Source organism: Streptosporangium sp. NPDC053982, from assembly GCF_055585205.1.
In genome coordinates this window covers 88,673-104,256 of sequence record NZ_JBVJKQ010000010.1, presented here as the reverse complement: position 1 = coordinate 104,256, position 15,584 = coordinate 88,673, and the positions used below count along the sequence as shown (strand labels likewise).

At 72.3% G+C, this 15,584-nt stretch carries 16 protein-coding genes; 3 read left to right on the top strand and 13 right to left on the bottom strand.

All coding sequences use genetic code 11. From position 1 onward, the window contains the following. Nucleotides 1–135 precede the first annotated feature (135 nt). From hisG to ACZ6W9_RS19450, 13 genes are all read right to left on the bottom strand, one after another. Entirely contained in the window at nucleotides 136–981 is an 846-nt protein-coding gene (gene hisG / locus ACZ6W9_RS19510) for an ATP phosphoribosyltransferase (protein WP_362944088.1), read from the bottom strand. Between the two features lie 64 nt (nucleotides 982–1,045). Beyond that, nucleotides 1,046–1,309, bottom strand: coding sequence for a phosphoribosyl-ATP diphosphatase (locus ACZ6W9_RS19505; RefSeq protein ID WP_012892448.1), 264 nt, complete (start codon nucleotides 1,307–1,309; stop codon nucleotides 1,046–1,048). A gap of 375 nt (nucleotides 1,310–1,684) precedes the next feature. Next, a complete protein-coding gene (locus tag ACZ6W9_RS19500; protein ID WP_470118927.1) occupies nucleotides 1,685–3,247 on the bottom strand; it encodes a DEAD/DEAH box helicase in 1,563 nt (520 codons plus the stop codon). A gap of 364 nt (nucleotides 3,248–3,611) precedes the next feature. Beyond that, nucleotides 3,612–3,980 (bottom strand): metal-sulfur cluster assembly factor, encoded by a 369-nt coding sequence (locus tag ACZ6W9_RS19495; RefSeq protein ID WP_389968257.1) that lies wholly within the window; start codon nucleotides 3,978–3,980, stop codon nucleotides 3,612–3,614. After that, complete coding sequence (gene sufU / locus ACZ6W9_RS19490) at nucleotides 3,977–4,414, bottom strand: Fe-S cluster assembly sulfur transfer protein SufU (protein WP_389968259.1); 438 nt, start codon at nucleotides 4,412–4,414, stop codon at nucleotides 3,977–3,979. Before sufU ends, ACZ6W9_RS19495 begins: the two co-directional genes overlap by 4 nt. A 19-nt stretch (nucleotides 4,415–4,433) precedes the next feature. Then, on the bottom strand, nucleotides 4,434–5,693 hold the full coding sequence (locus ACZ6W9_RS19485) for a cysteine desulfurase (protein WP_389968261.1): 1,260 nt from the start codon (nucleotides 5,691–5,693) through the stop codon (nucleotides 4,434–4,436). Next, nucleotides 5,693–6,466, bottom strand: a complete 774-nt coding sequence (gene sufC, locus ACZ6W9_RS19480; protein WP_389968263.1) for a Fe-S cluster assembly ATPase SufC — start codon at nucleotides 6,464–6,466, stop codon at nucleotides 5,693–5,695. Before sufC ends, ACZ6W9_RS19485 begins: the two co-directional genes overlap by 1 nt. Nucleotide 6,467: 1 nt before the next feature. Further along, nucleotides 6,468–6,785 carry a non-heme iron oxygenase ferredoxin subunit gene (locus ACZ6W9_RS19475; RefSeq protein WP_389968265.1) on the bottom strand — a complete coding sequence of 106 codons (318 nt, stop codon included), beginning with the start codon at nucleotides 6,783–6,785 and terminating at the stop codon, nucleotides 6,468–6,470. Further along, nucleotides 6,782–7,903 (bottom strand): Fe-S cluster assembly protein SufD, encoded by a 1,122-nt coding sequence (gene sufD / locus ACZ6W9_RS19470; protein ID WP_470118924.1) that lies wholly within the window; start codon nucleotides 7,901–7,903, stop codon nucleotides 6,782–6,784. Before sufD ends, ACZ6W9_RS19475 begins: the two co-directional genes overlap by 4 nt. Beyond that, a complete protein-coding gene (gene sufB, locus ACZ6W9_RS19465; protein ID WP_389968269.1) occupies nucleotides 7,903–9,315 on the bottom strand; it encodes a Fe-S cluster assembly protein SufB in 1,413 nt (470 codons plus the stop codon). The genes sufD and sufB overlap by 1 nt, the downstream gene beginning before the upstream one ends. Beyond that, nucleotides 9,312–10,088, bottom strand: coding sequence for a helix-turn-helix transcriptional regulator (locus tag ACZ6W9_RS19460; RefSeq protein ID WP_389968423.1), 777 nt, complete (start codon nucleotides 10,086–10,088; stop codon nucleotides 9,312–9,314). The genes sufB and ACZ6W9_RS19460 overlap by 4 nt, the downstream gene beginning before the upstream one ends. 105 nt (nucleotides 10,089–10,193) lie before the next feature. Further along, nucleotides 10,194–11,546 (bottom strand): multidrug effflux MFS transporter, encoded by a 1,353-nt coding sequence (locus ACZ6W9_RS19455; protein WP_389968271.1) that lies wholly within the window; start codon nucleotides 11,544–11,546, stop codon nucleotides 10,194–10,196. 185 nt (nucleotides 11,547–11,731) lie between these two features. Next, nucleotides 11,732–12,544 carry a VOC family protein gene (locus ACZ6W9_RS19450; RefSeq protein ID WP_389968273.1) on the bottom strand — a complete coding sequence of 271 codons (813 nt, stop codon included), beginning with the start codon at nucleotides 12,542–12,544 and terminating at the stop codon, nucleotides 11,732–11,734. Between the two features lie 196 nt (nucleotides 12,545–12,740). Between ACZ6W9_RS19450 and ACZ6W9_RS19445 the strand changes: the two genes are divergently transcribed. The 3 genes from ACZ6W9_RS19445 to ACZ6W9_RS19435 all read left to right on the top strand — a co-directional run bounded on the left by ACZ6W9_RS19445 (nucleotide 12,741) and on the right by ACZ6W9_RS19435 (nucleotide 15,556). Next, nucleotides 12,741–13,649, top strand: a complete 909-nt coding sequence (locus ACZ6W9_RS19445) for an ABC transporter ATP-binding protein (RefSeq protein WP_389968275.1) — start codon at nucleotides 12,741–12,743, stop codon at nucleotides 13,647–13,649. 124 nt (nucleotides 13,650–13,773) lie between these two features. Further along, nucleotides 13,774–14,541 (top strand): ABC transporter permease, encoded by a 768-nt coding sequence (locus ACZ6W9_RS19440; RefSeq protein WP_389968276.1) that lies wholly within the window; start codon nucleotides 13,774–13,776, stop codon nucleotides 14,539–14,541. 100 nt (nucleotides 14,542–14,641) lie between these two features. After that, entirely contained in the window at nucleotides 14,642–15,556 is a 915-nt protein-coding gene (locus ACZ6W9_RS19435) for an EamA family transporter (protein ID WP_389968278.1), read from the top strand. Nucleotides 15,557–15,584: the final 28 nt, after the last annotated feature.

The following is a 15,584-nucleotide window of genomic DNA, read 5'->3' as shown; positions in this document are numbered from 1 at the left end:
GGGCTCAGTGCCCGCCGTCCGGGATCGGCGGTGACATTTGTCAGATCCGCCCCGCCGGCCGTACGGCCGCCCGCCGCGGGCCGTACGGCGGGCGGCCAGACCGGCGAGAGACGGCGCGCGGCCGGAGAGGACGGATCAGAGACGGCAGGCGAAGATGGCGGTGACCAGGATGGCCTTGGCGCCGATCTCCCAGAGCCGGTCCATCACCTGCTGGTGCCCCTTGCGCGGCACCATGGCGCGGACCGCCACCCAGCCCTCCCGGTGCAGCGGGGAGACCGTGGGCCCCTCCATGCCGGGGGTGAGGGCGATGGCCTCCTCGATCCGCTCGACGCGGATGTCGTAGTCCATCATCACGTAGTCGCGGGCCACCAGCACGCCGCGCAGGCGGCGCAGGATCTGCTGCATTCCCTGGGTCTCGGGGGCGCCGACCCGCCTGATCAGCACCGCCTCGGAGCGGGCGATCGGCTCGCCGAACACCTCCAGGCCCATGTTGCGCAGCGTGGTGCCGGTCTCGACGACGTCGGCCACGGCGTCGGCCACGCCCAGCCGGACGGCGGTCTCGACCGCGCCGTCCAGCTTGATCACCCGGGCGTCCACGCCCTGCTCGGCGAGGTAGGCCTCCAGCAGGCCGGCGTAGGCGGTGGCGACGCGCCTGCCCTTGAGGTCGGCGACGCCGGAGAAGCGGCCGGGGACGGAGGCGAAGCGGAAGGTGGAGCCGCCGAAGCCGAGGGGCAGGACCTCCTCGACCTGCGCGCCGGAGTCGCGGAGCATGTCGCGGCCGGTGATCCCGGCGTCGAGGGTGCCCTCTCCGACGTAGACGGCGATGTCCTTGGGCCGCAGGAAGAACAGCTCGCAGGAGTTGTCGGGGTCGACGACCACCAGTTCCTTGCTGTCCTTGCGCGGGCGGTAGCCGGCTTCCTTGAGCATGGTCTGGGCGCCCTCGGTGAGGGCCCCCTTGTTGGGGACGGCGAGACGCAGCATGGCGTGGAAGTTCCTTACACGGGCGGGAGAGGTGTCACGGGATCTGCGAGCCGGGCGGACCGGCTCACAGATGCTTGTAGACCTCGTCCAGCCCGATCCCTTTGGCGATCATGAGGACCTGCACGTGGTAGAGGAGCTGGGAGATCTCCTCCGCGGCGCGCTCGTTCGACTCGTGCTCGGCGGCCATCCAGCTCTCGGCGGCCTCCTCGACGACCTTCTTGCCGATGGCATGGACCCCGGCGTCCAGCGCGGCCACGGTCCCCGACCCCTCGGGCCGGGTGCGCGCCTTGTCGGACAGCTCGGCGTACAGCTCTTCGAAGGTCTTCATGGTCTCTCTCGGAAAGTCGTCGGATGTACCCGTCAAGGGTAGCCGGACCCCGGGACGTGCGGGGTGGGTGTTCGCACTTCGGGACGGGTACGGGGACGGCGGCCCGCACCGGGCGGACGCATCCGGGATGCTTCGTCCTGGATCGGCCCGCCGGACCGTCCATCCGGGCGGGCCGACCCGGGCGTCCGTCCGGGCATCTGTCCGGGCATCTGTCCGGGCGTCTGTCCGGGCGTCCGCGGAGGGGCCGCACCGGTCCTGAGCGGCGGACCCGGCCGGCACGTCCACCCGGGCGGACGCGTGAGGGCCGGCACGGCATCGCCGTACCGGCCCTCACGGTCGGTCAGTCAGTCAGGCCGGCACGCGCGCCGGCGGCCCTCAGCGGCCGTGGTGGCGGTTGCCGCGCCCTTCGGGGCGGCCCCCGGAGCGGAACTCGCCGCGGAACGACTCGCGCTCCCCGCCGGAACGCCCGCCGCGGCGGGCGCCGGGCCTCGAGTCGGGGTGGCCGTCGGAGCGGCGCTCGGAGCGGTACTGGCCGCGCAGCTCCGAGACGTTCCCGCGGGGCTCGCCCGCGCCATGCTCACGGGAGCGCTGGCCGTCCTCGCCGCGGGCGGGCCGCTCGCGGAACCGGCGCGGGCCGCGGCCGCCGCCGCCGAAGCCACCGCCGCCGCGGCGCTCGCGCTGCTTGGTCGCGGGGGCGGCGGGCTCCCAGACCGGGACCGCCTCGCCGCTGGGCGTGCGCGCTCCGGCGATCTCCGAGAGGCGCGGGTGGCCCGGGGTGGCCCGCAGGCGGAACGGCTTGATGCCCGCGCGGCGGGCCATCGCGTCGGTGGAGCGGCGCTCGCTGGGGAGCACCAGCGTCATGACGGTGCCCTTCTCCCCCGCGCGGGCCGTACGGCCGCCGCGGTGCAGGTAGCTCTTGTGGTCCTGCGGCGGGTCGACGTGCAGCACGAGGCTGATGTTGTCGACGTGGATGCCGCGGGCGGCGACGTCGGTGCAGACCAGGACGTCGATCGTGCCTTCCTTGAACTCGGCCAGGATGCGGGTGCGCTGGTTCTGGCGCTTGCCGCCGTGCAGGCCGCCGGCGCGGACGCCGACCTGGGCGAGCTGCTTGCACAGCCGGTCGACGCCGTGCTGGGTGCGCGCGAACACGATGGTGCGGCCCTCGCGGTTGGCGATCGCGGCGGTCACCGCGAACTTGTCGTCGCGGTGGACCTCCAGGAGGTGGTGCTCCATGGTGTCCACCGGCGAGGAGGCCGGGGCGAGGGAGTGGGTGACCGGGTCGGTGAGGAAGCGGCGGACCAGCTTGTCCACGTCGCCGTCGAGGGTGGCGGAGAACAGCAGGCGCTGGCCCTTGGCCGGGGTCTGCTGCAGGATCGCGCTGACCACCGGGAAGAAGCCCAGGTCGCACATGTGGTCGGCCTCGTCCAGGACGGTCACCCGGACCTCGTCCAGGACGCACTCGCCCTGCTGGATCAGGTCGGTCAGCCGGCCCGGCGTGGCCACGACGATCTCGACGCCGCGGCGCAGCGCCTCGATCTGGCGGCCCATGGACATGCCGCCGACGACGGTCTTCATCCGCAGCGACAGGCCGCGGCCGAGCGGCTCCAGCGCGTCGGTCACCTGCATGGCCAGCTCGCGGGTCGGCACCAGGATGACGGCGAGGGGGCGGCCCGGGCGCGCCTTGGTCCCGGCGACGCGGGCCATCGTGGGAAGGCCGAAGGCGAGGGTCTTGCCGGAGCCGGTCTGACCGCGGCCGAGGACGTCGCTGCCGGCGAGGATGTCGGGGATGGTGGCCCGCTGGATCGGGAAGGGGGCCTCGATGCCCTGGCGGGAGAGACCGGTCACCAGCGGCTTCGGCAGACCCAGGAGGGTGAACTCGGAGACGCCCGCGGGGGCCGCGGCGGACTGGGTGATCTCGGGCAGGGCAGCGTCGAGCATGGTCACGAAGATTCGTGCCTTTCGATAGAAGTACGGGGCACGTCACTTCTGCGAAAGGACGAGCCTGAAGCGCGCGGCGTGGGCCGCGCTCGAACGACGCCCATGAGGGGCGGTGGTGCGGTGCAAGTCGAGGCGCACCGCACGGAGGCGGGTGTGATCACCCGCACGCAGTCGAACCACGATCAAGCATGCCTGGCGTTCGCAGTGCCAGGCCGAACTCGGGGCGCTCCGCGGGAGACGGGCGCTTGTCCGACGACGGAGTCAACGCTCCGCACCGGGGTTTTGTTCCCCGGTATCGGGCATCCTCTCACATAATCCGGCCGCGGCGCGCACCGGCGGGTGCGGGCCGCGACCGGCGGGACGGTCAGACGTTGAAGCCGAGCATGCGCAGCTGCTCGCGCCCCTCGTCGGTGATCTTGTCCGGGCCCCACGGCGGGAGCCAGACCCAGTTGATCTTCACGTCCGAGACCATGCCGTCCAGGGCCGAGTGGGCCTGGTCCTCGATGACGTCGGTCAGCGGGCAGGCCGCGCTGGTCAGCGTCATGTCGATGGTGGCGATCGGCGCGGCGCCGGCCTCGCCGGCGTCGAGGTTGACCCCGTAGATGAGGCCGAGGTCGACGACGTTGATGCCGAGCTCGGGGTCGACGACGTCCTTGAGCGCCTCCATGACCTCGTCAAGGGTGGTCTCTCCGTCATACGACGCCGAGGTGGGCGTCTCCACAGGCTTGCTCACTCAGAACTCCTCATGACCGCGTCCTTGTAGGCCATCCAGGCCAGCAGGGCGCACTTGACGCGGGCGGGGTACTTGGAGACGCCGGCGAACGCCACGGCGTCGCCCAGCACCTCCTCGTCGCCCTCGACCTGCCCCCTGCTCTGCATGAGCCGGGTGAACTCCTCCACCACGGCGAGCGTCTCGTCCACGGTGGAGCCCTCGGTCAGCTCGTACAGCACCGAGGCCGCGGCCTGGCTGATGGAGCAGCCCTGGCCGTCGTAGGAGACGTCCTCGATCTTGCCGCCGTCGCCGAGCTTCACCCGCATGGTGATCTCGTCACCGCACGTCGGGTTCACGTGGTGGACCTCGGCGTCGTACGGCTCGCGCAGCCCCCGGCCCTGGGGGTGCTTGTAGTGCTCCAGGATCAGCTCCTGGTACATCGACTCGGCGATCATCTCAACTGCTCCGGCATTGCTAGGCGAACACCTTCCGCACGTGGTGGAGGCCGCGGACCAGGGCGTCGATCTCGGCCGGTGTGGTGTAGAGGTAGAAGGACGCCCGCGTGGTGGCGGGGATCCCGAACCTCAGGTGCAGCGGGCGGGCGCAGTGGTGTCCGACCCGCACGGCCACACCGAAGTCGTCGTCCAGGATCTGCCCCACATCGTGCGGGTGAATCCCCTCCAGGGTGAAGGAGACCGTGCCGCCGCGCATGTCGAGGTCGCGCGGTCCGATGACCTTCAGCCCCGGGACCTCCGCCAGCGCCTCCAGCGCGTGGGCGGTGAGCTCCCGCTCGTGCCGGGCCACCGCGTCCATGCCGATCTCCGACAGGTAGTCGACGGCGACGCCGAGGCCGATGGCCTCGACGATCGGCGGGGTGCCGGCCTCGAACTTGTGCGGCGCGGGCGCGTAGGTCGAGCGGTCCATCCAGACCGCCTCGATCATCTCGCCGCCGCCGAGGAACGGGGGCATGGCGTCCAGCAGCTCGCCCCGGCCCCACAGCACGCCGACGCCGGAGGGGCCGACGACCTTGTGCCCGGTGAAGGCGAGGAAGTCGACGCCGAGCGCGGCGACGTCCACCGGCTGGTGGGGGACCGACTGCGAGGCGTCCAGCATCATCAGCGCGCCGACCTGGCGGACCCGGGCGAGGACCCGCTCGACGGGGTTGACGGTGCCGAGGACGTTCGACTGGTGCGTGATCGAGACGATCTTCGTCCGCTCGTTGACCAGCTCCTCCAGGCCCGAGAGATCGAGGCGGCCGTCGTCGGTGACCCCGAACCAGCGCAGCGTGGCGCCGGTGCGCTGGGCGAGCATCTGCCACGGCACGATGTTGGAGTGGTGCTCCATCTCGGAGATGACGATCTCGTCGCCGGGACCCATCCGGAACCGGGGGTCGTCGTTGGTGCGGTTGCCGAAGGAGTAGGCCACCAGGTTGAGCGCCTCGGAGGCGTTCTTGGTGAAGACGATCTCCTCGCGGCTCGGCGCGCCGACGAACGCGGCGACCTTGTCGCGGGCGGCCTCGTACGCCTCGGTGGACTCAGCGCCCAGCGCGTGCATGGCCCGGCCGACGTTGCTGTAGTGCATGGCCATGTGCTCGCGCATCGCCTCGACCACCCGGGTCGGCTTCTGCGCGGAGTTGGCCGAGTCGAGGTAGACCAGCGGCCGGCCGCCGGGCAGCTCGCGGGAGAGGACCGGGAAGTCCTTCCTGATCCTCTCCACGTCAAAGCCGGTCGTCATCAGGCCGTTGCCTTCGTGTACGCCTCGTAGCCCTCGGCCTCCAGCTTCTCGGCGAGCTCGGGGCCGCCCTGCTCCACGATCCGGCCGGCCGCGAAGACGTGGACGAAGTCCGGCTTCACGTAGCGCAGGATGCGGGTGTAGTGGGTGATGAGCAGCACGCCGGTGTCGCCGCCGGCGCGGAAGCGGTTGATGCCCTCGGAGACCACCCGCAGGGCGTCGACGTCGAGGCCGGAGTCGGTCTCGTCGAGGACGGCGATCTTCGGCTTGAGCAGCTCCAGCTGGAGGATCTCGTGGCGCTTCTTCTCGCCTCCGGAGAAGCCCTCGTTCACGTTGCGCTGGGCGAAGGCCGCGTCGATCGACAGGGCGTCCATGCCGCCCTTGAGGTCCTTGGAGAACTGGCGGAGCTTCGGGGCCTCGCCGCGGGCGGCGGTGACCGCCGAGCGCAGGAAGTTGGAGACGCTGACGCCGGGGACCTCGACCGGGTACTGCATGGCGAGGAACAGGCCGGCGCGGGCACGCTCGTCGACCGACATCTCCAGCAGGTCGGCCCCGTCGAGCAGGACCTGGCCGCCGGTGATGGTGTACTTCGGGTGGCCGGCGATCGCGTAGGCGAGCGTGGACTTGCCGGAGCCGTTGGGGCCCATGATGGCGTGGGTCTCGCCGGCCCGCACGGTCAGGTTGACTCCGCGCAGGATCTCCTTGTCCGCGACGGAGACCTTCAGGTCGCGGATCTCGAGCGTGGAGCCCGCGGGGACCCGGGTCGAATCAGACACTTTATGACTCCTTCGAGAGCGAGACGAGGACGTCATCGCCGTCGATCTTCACTTGGTAGACAGGGACGGGCCTGGTGGCGGGAGGCCCGGTGGGCTTACCGGTGCGCAGGTCGAAGCACGAGCCGTGCAGCCAGCACTCCAGCGTCTCGTCGTAGACGTCGCCCTCGCTGAGGGCGACCTCGGCGTGGGAGCACACGTCGTGCAGCGCGAAGGCCTCATGCCCCTTGCGCACGAGGGCCACCGGGGTGCCCTCCACCTCGACGGCGATCACTCCGCCGTCGGGGATGTCGCCGAGCTTGCAGACCTTTTCGAACGTCACTTCTCCAGCTCCGCCTCGACCTTGGCGAGAACGCGCTCGCGGAGCTCCTCCAGCTCGATCTTCTCCAGGAGCTGTGCGAAGAATCCGCGGATGACCAGGCGGCGGGCCTCCTCGAAGGGGATGCCGCGGGCCTGGAGGTAGAAGATGTGCTCGTCGTCGAGTCGGCCCGAGGCGCTGGCGTGGCCCGCCCCGGCGACCTCGCCGGTGAGGATCTCCAGGTTGGGCACGGAGTCGGCGCGGGCGCCGTCGGTGAGCAGCAGGTTGCGGTTGAGCTCGTAGGTGTCGGTGCCCTCGGCCTCGACCCGGATGATGACGTCGCCGATCCACACGGCGTGGGCGCCGTCGCCCTGCAGCGCGCCCTTGTAGACGACGTTGCTGCGGCAGTTGGGCTGGGAGTGGTCGACGAGCAGGCGGTGCTCCAGGTGCTGGCCGGCGTCCACGAAGTACAGGCCGGTCAGGTCGGCGTCGCCGCCGGGGCCGGTGTAGGAGACCGAGGGCGACAGCCGCACGACGTCGCCGCCGAGGGTGACCACGAAGCTTTTGAACGTGGCGTCCTTGCCGAGCCGGGCGTGGTGGTGCGAGACGTGCACCGCGTCGTCGGCCCAGTCCTGGAGGCTGACGACCTTGAGGGTGGCGCCCTCGCCGACGGCGAACTCGACGTTGTCGGCGTAGACCGCGCTGCCCCGGTGGTCGAGGACGATGACGGCCTCGGCCATGGGCTCCACGTTGACGAGGGTGTGGCCGTAGGCGGCCCCGTCGCCGGACCCGGTGACGGTGACCACGGTCGGGACGGAGGCGACGGCCTCGCGCGGAACCGTGATCACGGTCGCCTTCTCGAAGGCGCCGTAGGCCTGGGCGCTGACGCGGTCGCCGGGGACGTAGGCCCGGCCGAGCCGCGGGTCGTCGCGGCCCACGGTCTCGACGGTGACCTCGGGGGCCGCCTCCACGGCGACCACGACGCCCCCGCCGGAGGCGGCGGCGCCGGTGTGCAGGCCCTTCAGGCGCGACAGCGGGGTGAAGCGCCACTCCTCCTCGCGGCCCGTGGGGACCGGGAAGTCCTCGACGTCGTAGGAGGACCTCTCGTGGAGGGTCGACAGGGGCTTTGTCTCGAGACCCATCAGCCGACGGCCCCTTCCATCTGCAGCTCGATCAGGCGGTTCAGCTCCAGGGCGTACTCCATGGGCAGCTCGCGCGCGATCGGCTCGACGAAGCCGCGCACGATCATCGCCATCGCCTCGTCCTCGTTCAGGCCGCGGCTCATCAGGTAGAAGAGCTGGTCCTCGGAGACCTTGGAGACGGTGGCCTCGTGGCCCATGGACACGTCGTCCTCGCGCACGTCGACGTACGGGTAGGTGTCGGACCGGCTGATCTGGTCGACCAGCAGGGCGTCGCACTTGACCGTGCTGGCGCTGCCGTGCGCGCCCTCCTCGATCTGCACCAGGCCGCGGTAGGAGGCGCGGCCGCCGCCGCGGGCGACGGACTTGGAGATCACGGTGGAGCTGGTGTTCGGCGCCAGGTGCACCATCTTGGAGCCGGCGTCCTGGTGCTGGCCCTCACCGGCGAAGGCGACGCTGAGGGTCTCGCCCTTGGCGTGCTCGCCCATGAGGTACACCGCCGGGTACTTCATGGTGACCTTGGAGCCGATGTTGCCGTCGATCCACTCCATGGTGGCGCCCTCGTAGGCGACGGCGCGCTTGGTGACCAGGTTGTAGACGTTGTTCGACCAGTTCTGGATGGTCGTGTAGCGGCAGCGGGCGCCCTTCTTCACGACGATCTCGACGACCGCGCTGTGCAGCGAGTCGGAGGAGTAGATGGGCGCGGTGCAGCCCTCGACGTAGTGGACGTAGGAGTTCTCGTCCACGATGATCAGGGTCCGCTCGAACTGGCCCATGTTCTCGGTGTTGATCCGGAAGTAGGCCTGCAGCGGGATCTCGACCGTGACGTTCGGCGGCACGTAGATGAACGAGCCGCCCGACCACACGGAGGTGTTGAGCGCGGCGAACTTGTTGTCGCCCACCGGGATGACGGTGCCGAAGTACTCCTTGAAGAGCTCCTCGTGCTCGCGCAGGCCCGTGTCGGTGTCGACGAAGATGACACCCTTCTCCTCGAGGTCCTCACGGATCTTGTGGTAGACGACCTCGGACTCGTACTGGGCGGCGACGCCGGCGATGAGGCGCTGCTTCTCGGCCTCGGGGATGCCGAGCTTGTCGTAGGTGGACTTGATGTCCTCGGGCAGCTCGTCCCAGGAGGTGGCCTGCTTCTCGGTGGAGCGGACGAAGTACTTGATGTTGTCGAAGTCGATGCCGGTGAGGTCGGAGCCCCAGGTGGGCATCGGCTTCTTGCCGAACAGGCGCAGGCCCTTCAGGCGAAGGTCCAGCATCCACTCCGGCTCGTTCTTGAGCGCGGAGATGTTGCGGACGACCTCTTCGGACAGGCCGCGGCGGGCGGCGGCTCCGGCGGTGTCCGGGTCGGCCCAGCCGAACTTGTAGTTCCCGAGGCCATCCAGCTCCGGGCGGTCGGTGACAGTCACCTTCCGGTCTCCTTGCTCATATCGTCGGATGTGTCTTGACGCGGTGCGGGCCGCTCGGACCCGGCCGCCCGCCGGAGCGCGTCCGGGCCGGGCGTCCTGCGCGGGCTCACGTGCGTGGTGCAGATGCCGTCGCCGTGGGCGATGGTCGCCAGCCGCTGCACCGGAGTGCCGAGGATGCGCGCGAACGCCTCCGTCTCGGCCTCGCACAGCTGGGGGAACTCCGCCGCCACGTGAGCCACGGGGCAGTGGTGCTGGCACAGCTGCTCGCCCCCGGATCCGGCCCCGCTGGCGGAGGCGGCGTAGCCGTCGTCCGACAGGGCCTCGGCCAGGACGCGCACGCGCTGGTCGGCGGGGACCTCGCGCATCCTGGGCAGCAGGCGGCCGACGAGGCCGGACACCTGCGAACGGGCGAACTCGGCCACCGCGTCCGATCCCATGCGGTCGGCGATGAAACGCAGGGCGTTGCCGGCGAGCCCGTCGTAGGCGTGCTCGAAGGCGCTGCGTCCCGCGTCGGTGATGGCGAAGAGCTTCGCCGGCCGCCCGCGTCCGCGCTGGCCCCTGGGCCTGGCCGTACGGGGCTCGATCATGCCCTCGGCCAGCAGGGTGTCCAGGTGGCGGCGGACGGCGGCGGGGGTCAGCCCGAGCCGTTCGCCGAGGGCGGCGGCGGTGATGGGTCCGTGCTCCAGGATGAGCCGGGCGACACGCGCGCGCGTGCTGCGCTCGGCGGACACGCCCGAGTGCCGCGCGATGGCGGCCTCCGGGGTGTCATGCATCTCGGTCACGTATTTCACAACATCAGTGTGGCGTAATTCCTTCCCGCCTGACAAACCGCTGCGTGCGGTCCCTCTCGTGCTGTTCATCACGCAGGAAAGGCTTACCTAATCCGCCGGGACGACATCCACCGGGACGACGGAGGAGGCGCCGCGGCGCAGCACGGTGAAGGCGGCGAGGGCGGCCAGCGCGAAGACGGCGAGCACCGCGGCCATCGGCAGCGCTCCCCCGCCCGCCAGGCCGGTCAGCGGCGCGGCGACGGCGCCGAGCGCGAACTGCAGCACACCGGTCAGCGCCGAGGCGCTCCCGGCGACCTGCTGCGGCTGCCCGGCCAGGGCGAGCGCCCCGGCGCCGGGCATCACCAGCCCGCCCCCGCACATCATGACGAACAGGCCGGCGGCCAGCACCGGCAGCGGCAGGTGGGCGAGGGCGGTGGCCATCAGCACCGCGGCGCCCGCGGCGAAGAGGACCAGGCCGATGACGATCAGCCGGGAGGGGGCGACCCTGCGCCCGGCCAGCCGCCCGCCGATCTGCGCGGCGACGGTCAGCCCGAAGGCGTTCAGCGCGAACAGCAGCGAGTACGTCTGCGGGGAGGCGCCGTAGACCTCCTGGACCACGAACGGCGAGGCGGAGATGTAGGCGAACATCGCGCCGAAGCCCAGGCCGCCGGTGAGCGCGCTGGACATGAACGACCGGTCGCGCAGCAGGTGCCAGAAGGTGACGAGGGTGTGCCGCAGCCCGCCCTCCTCGCGCCTGCCGGGCGGCAGCGTCTCGCGCACCCCGAACAGGGCCGCCGCCAGCAGGAGCAGCCCCGCGACGGAGAGCGAGACGAACACGCCCCGCCAGGAGGTGTGGGCCAGCAACTGGGCGCCCGCGATGGGGGCGAGGATCGGCGCGAGGCCGCTGACCAGCATGAGGGTGGCGAAGATGCGGGCGATGGCCGCGCCCTGGTAGAGGTCGCGGACGACGGCCCGCACGATCACCAGCGCGGCGCCGCCCGCAACGCCCTGCAGCAGCCGGAACCCGACAAGGCCGTAGACGCCGGGCGAGAACGCGCACAGCAGGGAGGCGACGGCGTAGGCCGCGATGCCGATCAGCAGCGGCTTCCGCCGTCCCCGCACGTCGCTGATCGGGCCGGCGAGGATCTGCCCCGCCGAGACCCCGATCAGGCAGGCGGTCAGGCTGAGCTGCACCTGGGACTGGCCGGCGTCCATCTCGGCGGCGATGGCCGGCAGCGCCGGCAGGTACATGTCGATCGACAGCGGGCCGATCGCGGACAGCGCGCCCAGGATGAGCAGCAGCGTCCCCCTGCGCCGCGCGGCGGGCGCCTCCACGGATCCGGCGGACGCCTCCACCGCCTCCACGGGCCCGGCGGGCTCGGCGAGCACCCCCTCGGGCGCGGCCGAGGCCTCCGCGGGCTCGACGGACGCCTTCTCTGACTCGGCGGCTGCCGCGGTCATCTACTCCAACCCCTTTTCCCTCACGGGCCACGACGGGCCCTTGAGGGCCAGGGGTCTGGAACCGCAATCAGGCCATCCGAATTCCCAAATTTCGGAAATATGAGGAAAAAAGGTTAGCGCTCGCCGTACGGCCGGCGCCGCGACGGCGGTGCCGGCCGGTCGCGGCCGGCACTCCGGTCACGGGGTCAGCCGGTCGCCTCCCGCGGGCCGACCACGGCGAACAGGGCCGCCTGCGGGTCGGCGACGACCGCCGTCCTGCCCGCCGGCGTCGTCGTGGGCGGCGTCTCCAGCGAGCCGCCCAGGTGGACGATCCTCGCCACGGCCTCGCCGACGTCCTCGACGGCGAAGCAGACCAGCCAGTACGGCGGCGCGCCGGGCGGGAGCGGCCCCCGGGCCGCCGAGGCCCCGGCGACGGGACGGCCGTCCACCCGCCACTCGACGCGGTCGCCGTCCGGCCCGCCGATCGCGTCGGTCCCACCGGCCCCGCCGGCCTCGCCGTCAGCGCGGCTCCAGCCGAAGACGGACGCGTAGAAGGGGTCGCAGCCCCGGGGGTCGGCGGTCACCAGCTCGCTCCAGGCGAACGCGCCCGGCTCGCCGGTCACCTCCGCGCCCCGGTGCAGGCCCGGCTGCCAGGCGGCGAAGACGGCGCCCCAGGGGTCCTGGAAGGCCGCGGCGACGCCCTCGCCGAGGACCTCCGCCGGCTCGCAGACGACCTCTCCCCCGGCGGCGCGGACCTTCAGCGCCGTGACGCCCGCGTCGTCGGTGGCCACATAGGTGTTCCAGACCGAGGGGACGCCGTCGCCCGAGCCCGGCCCGACGCCGGCCACGGCCCTGCCGCCGAGGGTGAACCGGCCGTACCCTCCCGACTCCGGACGCGGGTCGAACACCGCCTCCCAGCCGAAGACCTCGCGGTAGAACCGGACCGACAGGGTGACGTCGGCGCTCGACAGCTCCACCCAGCACGGGACACCTGATTTGCAGCCACTCCGCTCGGACACGCCGAACCTCCTCATGTCGTGATTCGGGACAGGCACAGAGTGGCACGCGGCCCTCGGCGGACCGGGCGGCCGATCGGGAGCCTTGGCGGGATCCGCCCGAAGCCTTTACCGGACGCGGGGACGGCTCGCCGCCACGCCGGGAACAACCGCAGGTCCGGCAGCGGGAGCACCCGGGGTGGTCCCTAAACTCGTGGTCATGGAGTCCCCAGCCGTCGAGATCATCGATCTGGTCAAGAGATACGGCCGCACCACCGCGATCGACGGTCTCACGCTCACCGCGGGCCGCGGCGCGGTCACCGCCATCCTCGGCCCCAACGGGGCGGGCAAGACCTCGACCATCGAGATCTGCGAGGGGTTCCGGCGGCCCGACGGCGGCACCGTCCGGGTGCTGGGCCTCCCGCCCGCCCGGCCGGAGCTGCGCGCCCGGGTCGGGGTGATGCTCCAGGCCGGGGGCGTCCCCCCGGCGGCGCGCTGCGGGGAGTGGCTGCGCCTGATGTCGCGTTTCCACGCCCACCCCCTGGACCCGGCGGCGCTGCTGGAGCGGCTCGGGATGACCGAGCACGCCCGCACGCCGTACCGCAGGCTGTCGGGCGGGCAGCAGCAGCGCGTCTCGCTGGCCGCGGCCGTCGTCGGCCGTCCGGAGCTGGTCTTCCTCGACGAACCGACCGCGGGCCTGGACCCGCAGGCCCGGCACGCCTGCTGGGACCTCGTCGCCGACCTGCGGGCCGCCGGCGTGTCGGTGGTGCTCACCACCCACCACATGGACGAGGCCGAGAGGCTCTCCGACCACGTCGTGATCATCGACCACGGCGGGGTGGTCGCCGAGGGCACCCCGAGCAGCCTCACCGGCGCCGAGCGGCAGCTGCGCTTCCGCGCCCGGCCGGGCCTGTCGCTGGACGAGCTGCTGGCCGCGCTGCCCTCCGGCAGCACGGCCAAGGAGTCCCCCTCGGGGCACTACATCATCGAGGGGCAGGTCGGCCCGGAACTGCTGGCCACCGTGACCACCTGGTGCGCCGCGGAGGGCGTCACGGCCGCCGACCTCAGCATCGAGCGCCGCACGCTGGAGGACGTCTTCCTCGAGCTGACCGGCCGGGAGCTCCGATGACCGCCACGCCCCGCGGCGGACCCGCCGGCGGAGCGCGAGCACCGGGAGCGCCGGGAGCACAGCCGGCACTGAGAACACAGCGAGCCCTGAGAGCCCTGAGGGCGCAGAGAGCACGGAGAGCGCAGTGACCACCCTCGACCTCACCCCGGCGCCCGGCGCCGCCCCGCTGCCGCGGATGGTGCTCGCGCAGGCGGGTGCGGAGATCAAGTCGACCCTCCGCAACGGCGAGCAGCTCCTGCTCACCCTGATCATCCCTGTGCTGCTGCTCGTCGGCTTCTCCACCACGTCGCTGGTGAACGTCGGCCGCGGCTCCCGGGTGGCCTTCATCGCCCCCGGTGTGATCGCGCTCGCGGTGATGTCCACCGCCTTCACCGGCCAGGCCATCGCGACCGGCTTCGAACGCCGGTACGGCGTGCTCAAGAGGCTGGGCGCCAGCCCGCTGTCCCGGACCGGGCTGATGCTGGCCAAGACGCTCGCGGTGATCGCCGTGGAGGTCGTCCAGGTGGTCGTCATCGGCGCGGTGGCGGTGGCCCTGGGCTGGCGGCCCTCGGGCTCCCCCCTGGCCGCGCTGACGCTGATCCTGCTCGGCACCGCCGCCTTCAGCGGCCTCGGGCTGCTGATGGCCGGCACCCTGCGCGCCGAGGCCACGCTCGCCGGGGCCAACCTGGTCTACCTCGTCCTGCTGGGCTGCGGCGGGGTGATCTTCCCGCTGACGGCCTTCCCCGCGGCGGTGGAGCCTGTGCTGCGGCTGCTACCGATCTCCGCGCTGACCGGCGGGCTGCGCGCGGTGCTGACCGGCGGTGCGGCGCTCCCCCTGGGCGCCGTCGCGATCCTCGCCGTCTGGGCGGCGGCCTCCCTGGCCCTGGCCTCCCGCACCTTCAGGTGGGAATGACCCGCCGCCGGTGATCTCACATCCCGGACGGCGTCCGCCCGCCCCGGGCCCGGCGAGTAAGGTCTGAAAGTCGATACGGCACTGACATAGGGGGAGTCTCATGACCGCCGAGGGGCTGCCCGGGCCGGCGGAGCCGTACCGGCGGGGGCTGCCGGGGCCGGGAGCGCTGCTGCGGACCGCCGCCGACGCCGTCCCTCCGTCCGGGCTGGTCATCCTGGCCATCCTGTCGGTGCAGCTCGGCGCGGGTTTCGCCAAGGACCTGTTCGCGCAGCTGCCGCCGAGCGCGGTGGTGTTCCTGCGCATCGCGATGAGCGCGCTGGTCCTGGGCGTGGTCGCCCGGCCCCGGCTGCGGGGCCTGACCCGGCGGGACGTCGCGGCCGGGGTGGCGTTCGGCGTGATCCTGGGCGTGATGAACCTGTCCTTCTACGAGGCTCTGGCCCGGCTGCCCATGGGCATCGCGGTGGCGATCGAGTTCCTCGGGCCGCTCGGGGTGGCGGTGGCCGCCTCGCGCCGCCGCCTGGACCTGCTCTGGGTCGTGCTGGCCGGGTCGGGGATCGCGCTGCTGGCCCCGTGGGGCTCGGCGGCCCGGACGAGCTGGACCGGAATCGCCTTCGCGCTGGTGGCCGCGCTCTGCTGGGCCGGCTACATCGTGCTGTCGGCGGCCGTGGGCCGGCGCTTCCCCGGCACGACCGGCCTGTCCTTCGCGATGATCGTGGCGTTCGTGGTGATCGCGCCGCTGGGCGTCGGAACGGGCGGCGCGGATCTGCTGCGGCCGGAGGTGCTGCTGATCGGGCTCGGGGTGGGCCTGCTGTCATCGGTCATCCCCTACTCGATCGAGCTGGAGGCGCTGCGCCGGATGCCCAAGCAGGTGTTCGGCATCCTGATGAGCCTGGAGCCGGCCGCGGCGGCGCTGATCGGGCTGGTCGTGCTGGGCGAGGTGCTGGACGCGCGCGAGTGGGCCGCCATCGCCTGCGTGGTCGCCGCCAGCGTGGGCTCCACCCGCGGCGCCCGCTGACCCACGCCCGGCCCGGGGCGTAGGGCCC

Coding starts and splice junctions, on each gene's coding strand:
- ACZ6W9_RS19500 (WP_470118927.1), bottom strand. CDS start 3,247: ATGCTCGACGCTGCCCTGCCCGAGATCACCCAGTCCGCCGCGGCCCCC.
- ACZ6W9_RS19445 (WP_389968275.1), top strand. CDS start 12,741: ATGGAGTCCCCAGCCGTCGAGATCATCGATCTGGTCAAGAGATACGGC.
- sufD (WP_470118924.1), bottom strand. CDS start 7,903: ATGGGTCTCGAGACAAAGCCCCTGTCGACCCTCCACGAGAGGTCCTCC.
- ACZ6W9_RS19485 (WP_389968261.1), bottom strand. CDS start 5,693: ATGACGACCGGCTTTGACGTGGAGAGGATCAGGAAGGACTTCCCGGTC.
- sufU (WP_389968259.1), bottom strand. CDS start 4,414: ATGATCGCCGAGTCGATGTACCAGGAGCTGATCCTGGAGCACTACAAG.
- ACZ6W9_RS19505 (WP_012892448.1), bottom strand. CDS start 1,309: ATGAAGACCTTCGAAGAGCTGTACGCCGAGCTGTCCGACAAGGCGCGC.
- hisG (WP_362944088.1), bottom strand. CDS start 981: ATGCTGCGTCTCGCCGTCCCCAACAAGGGGGCCCTCACCGAGGGCGCC.
- ACZ6W9_RS19460 (WP_389968423.1), bottom strand. CDS start 10,088: ATGCATGACACCCCGGAGGCCGCCATCGCGCGGCACTCGGGCGTGTCC.
- ACZ6W9_RS19455 (WP_389968271.1), bottom strand. CDS start 11,546: ATGACCGCGGCAGCCGCCGAGTCAGAGAAGGCGTCCGTCGAGCCCGCG.
- ACZ6W9_RS19435 (WP_389968278.1), top strand. CDS start 14,642: ATGACCGCCGAGGGGCTGCCCGGGCCGGCGGAGCCGTACCGGCGGGGG.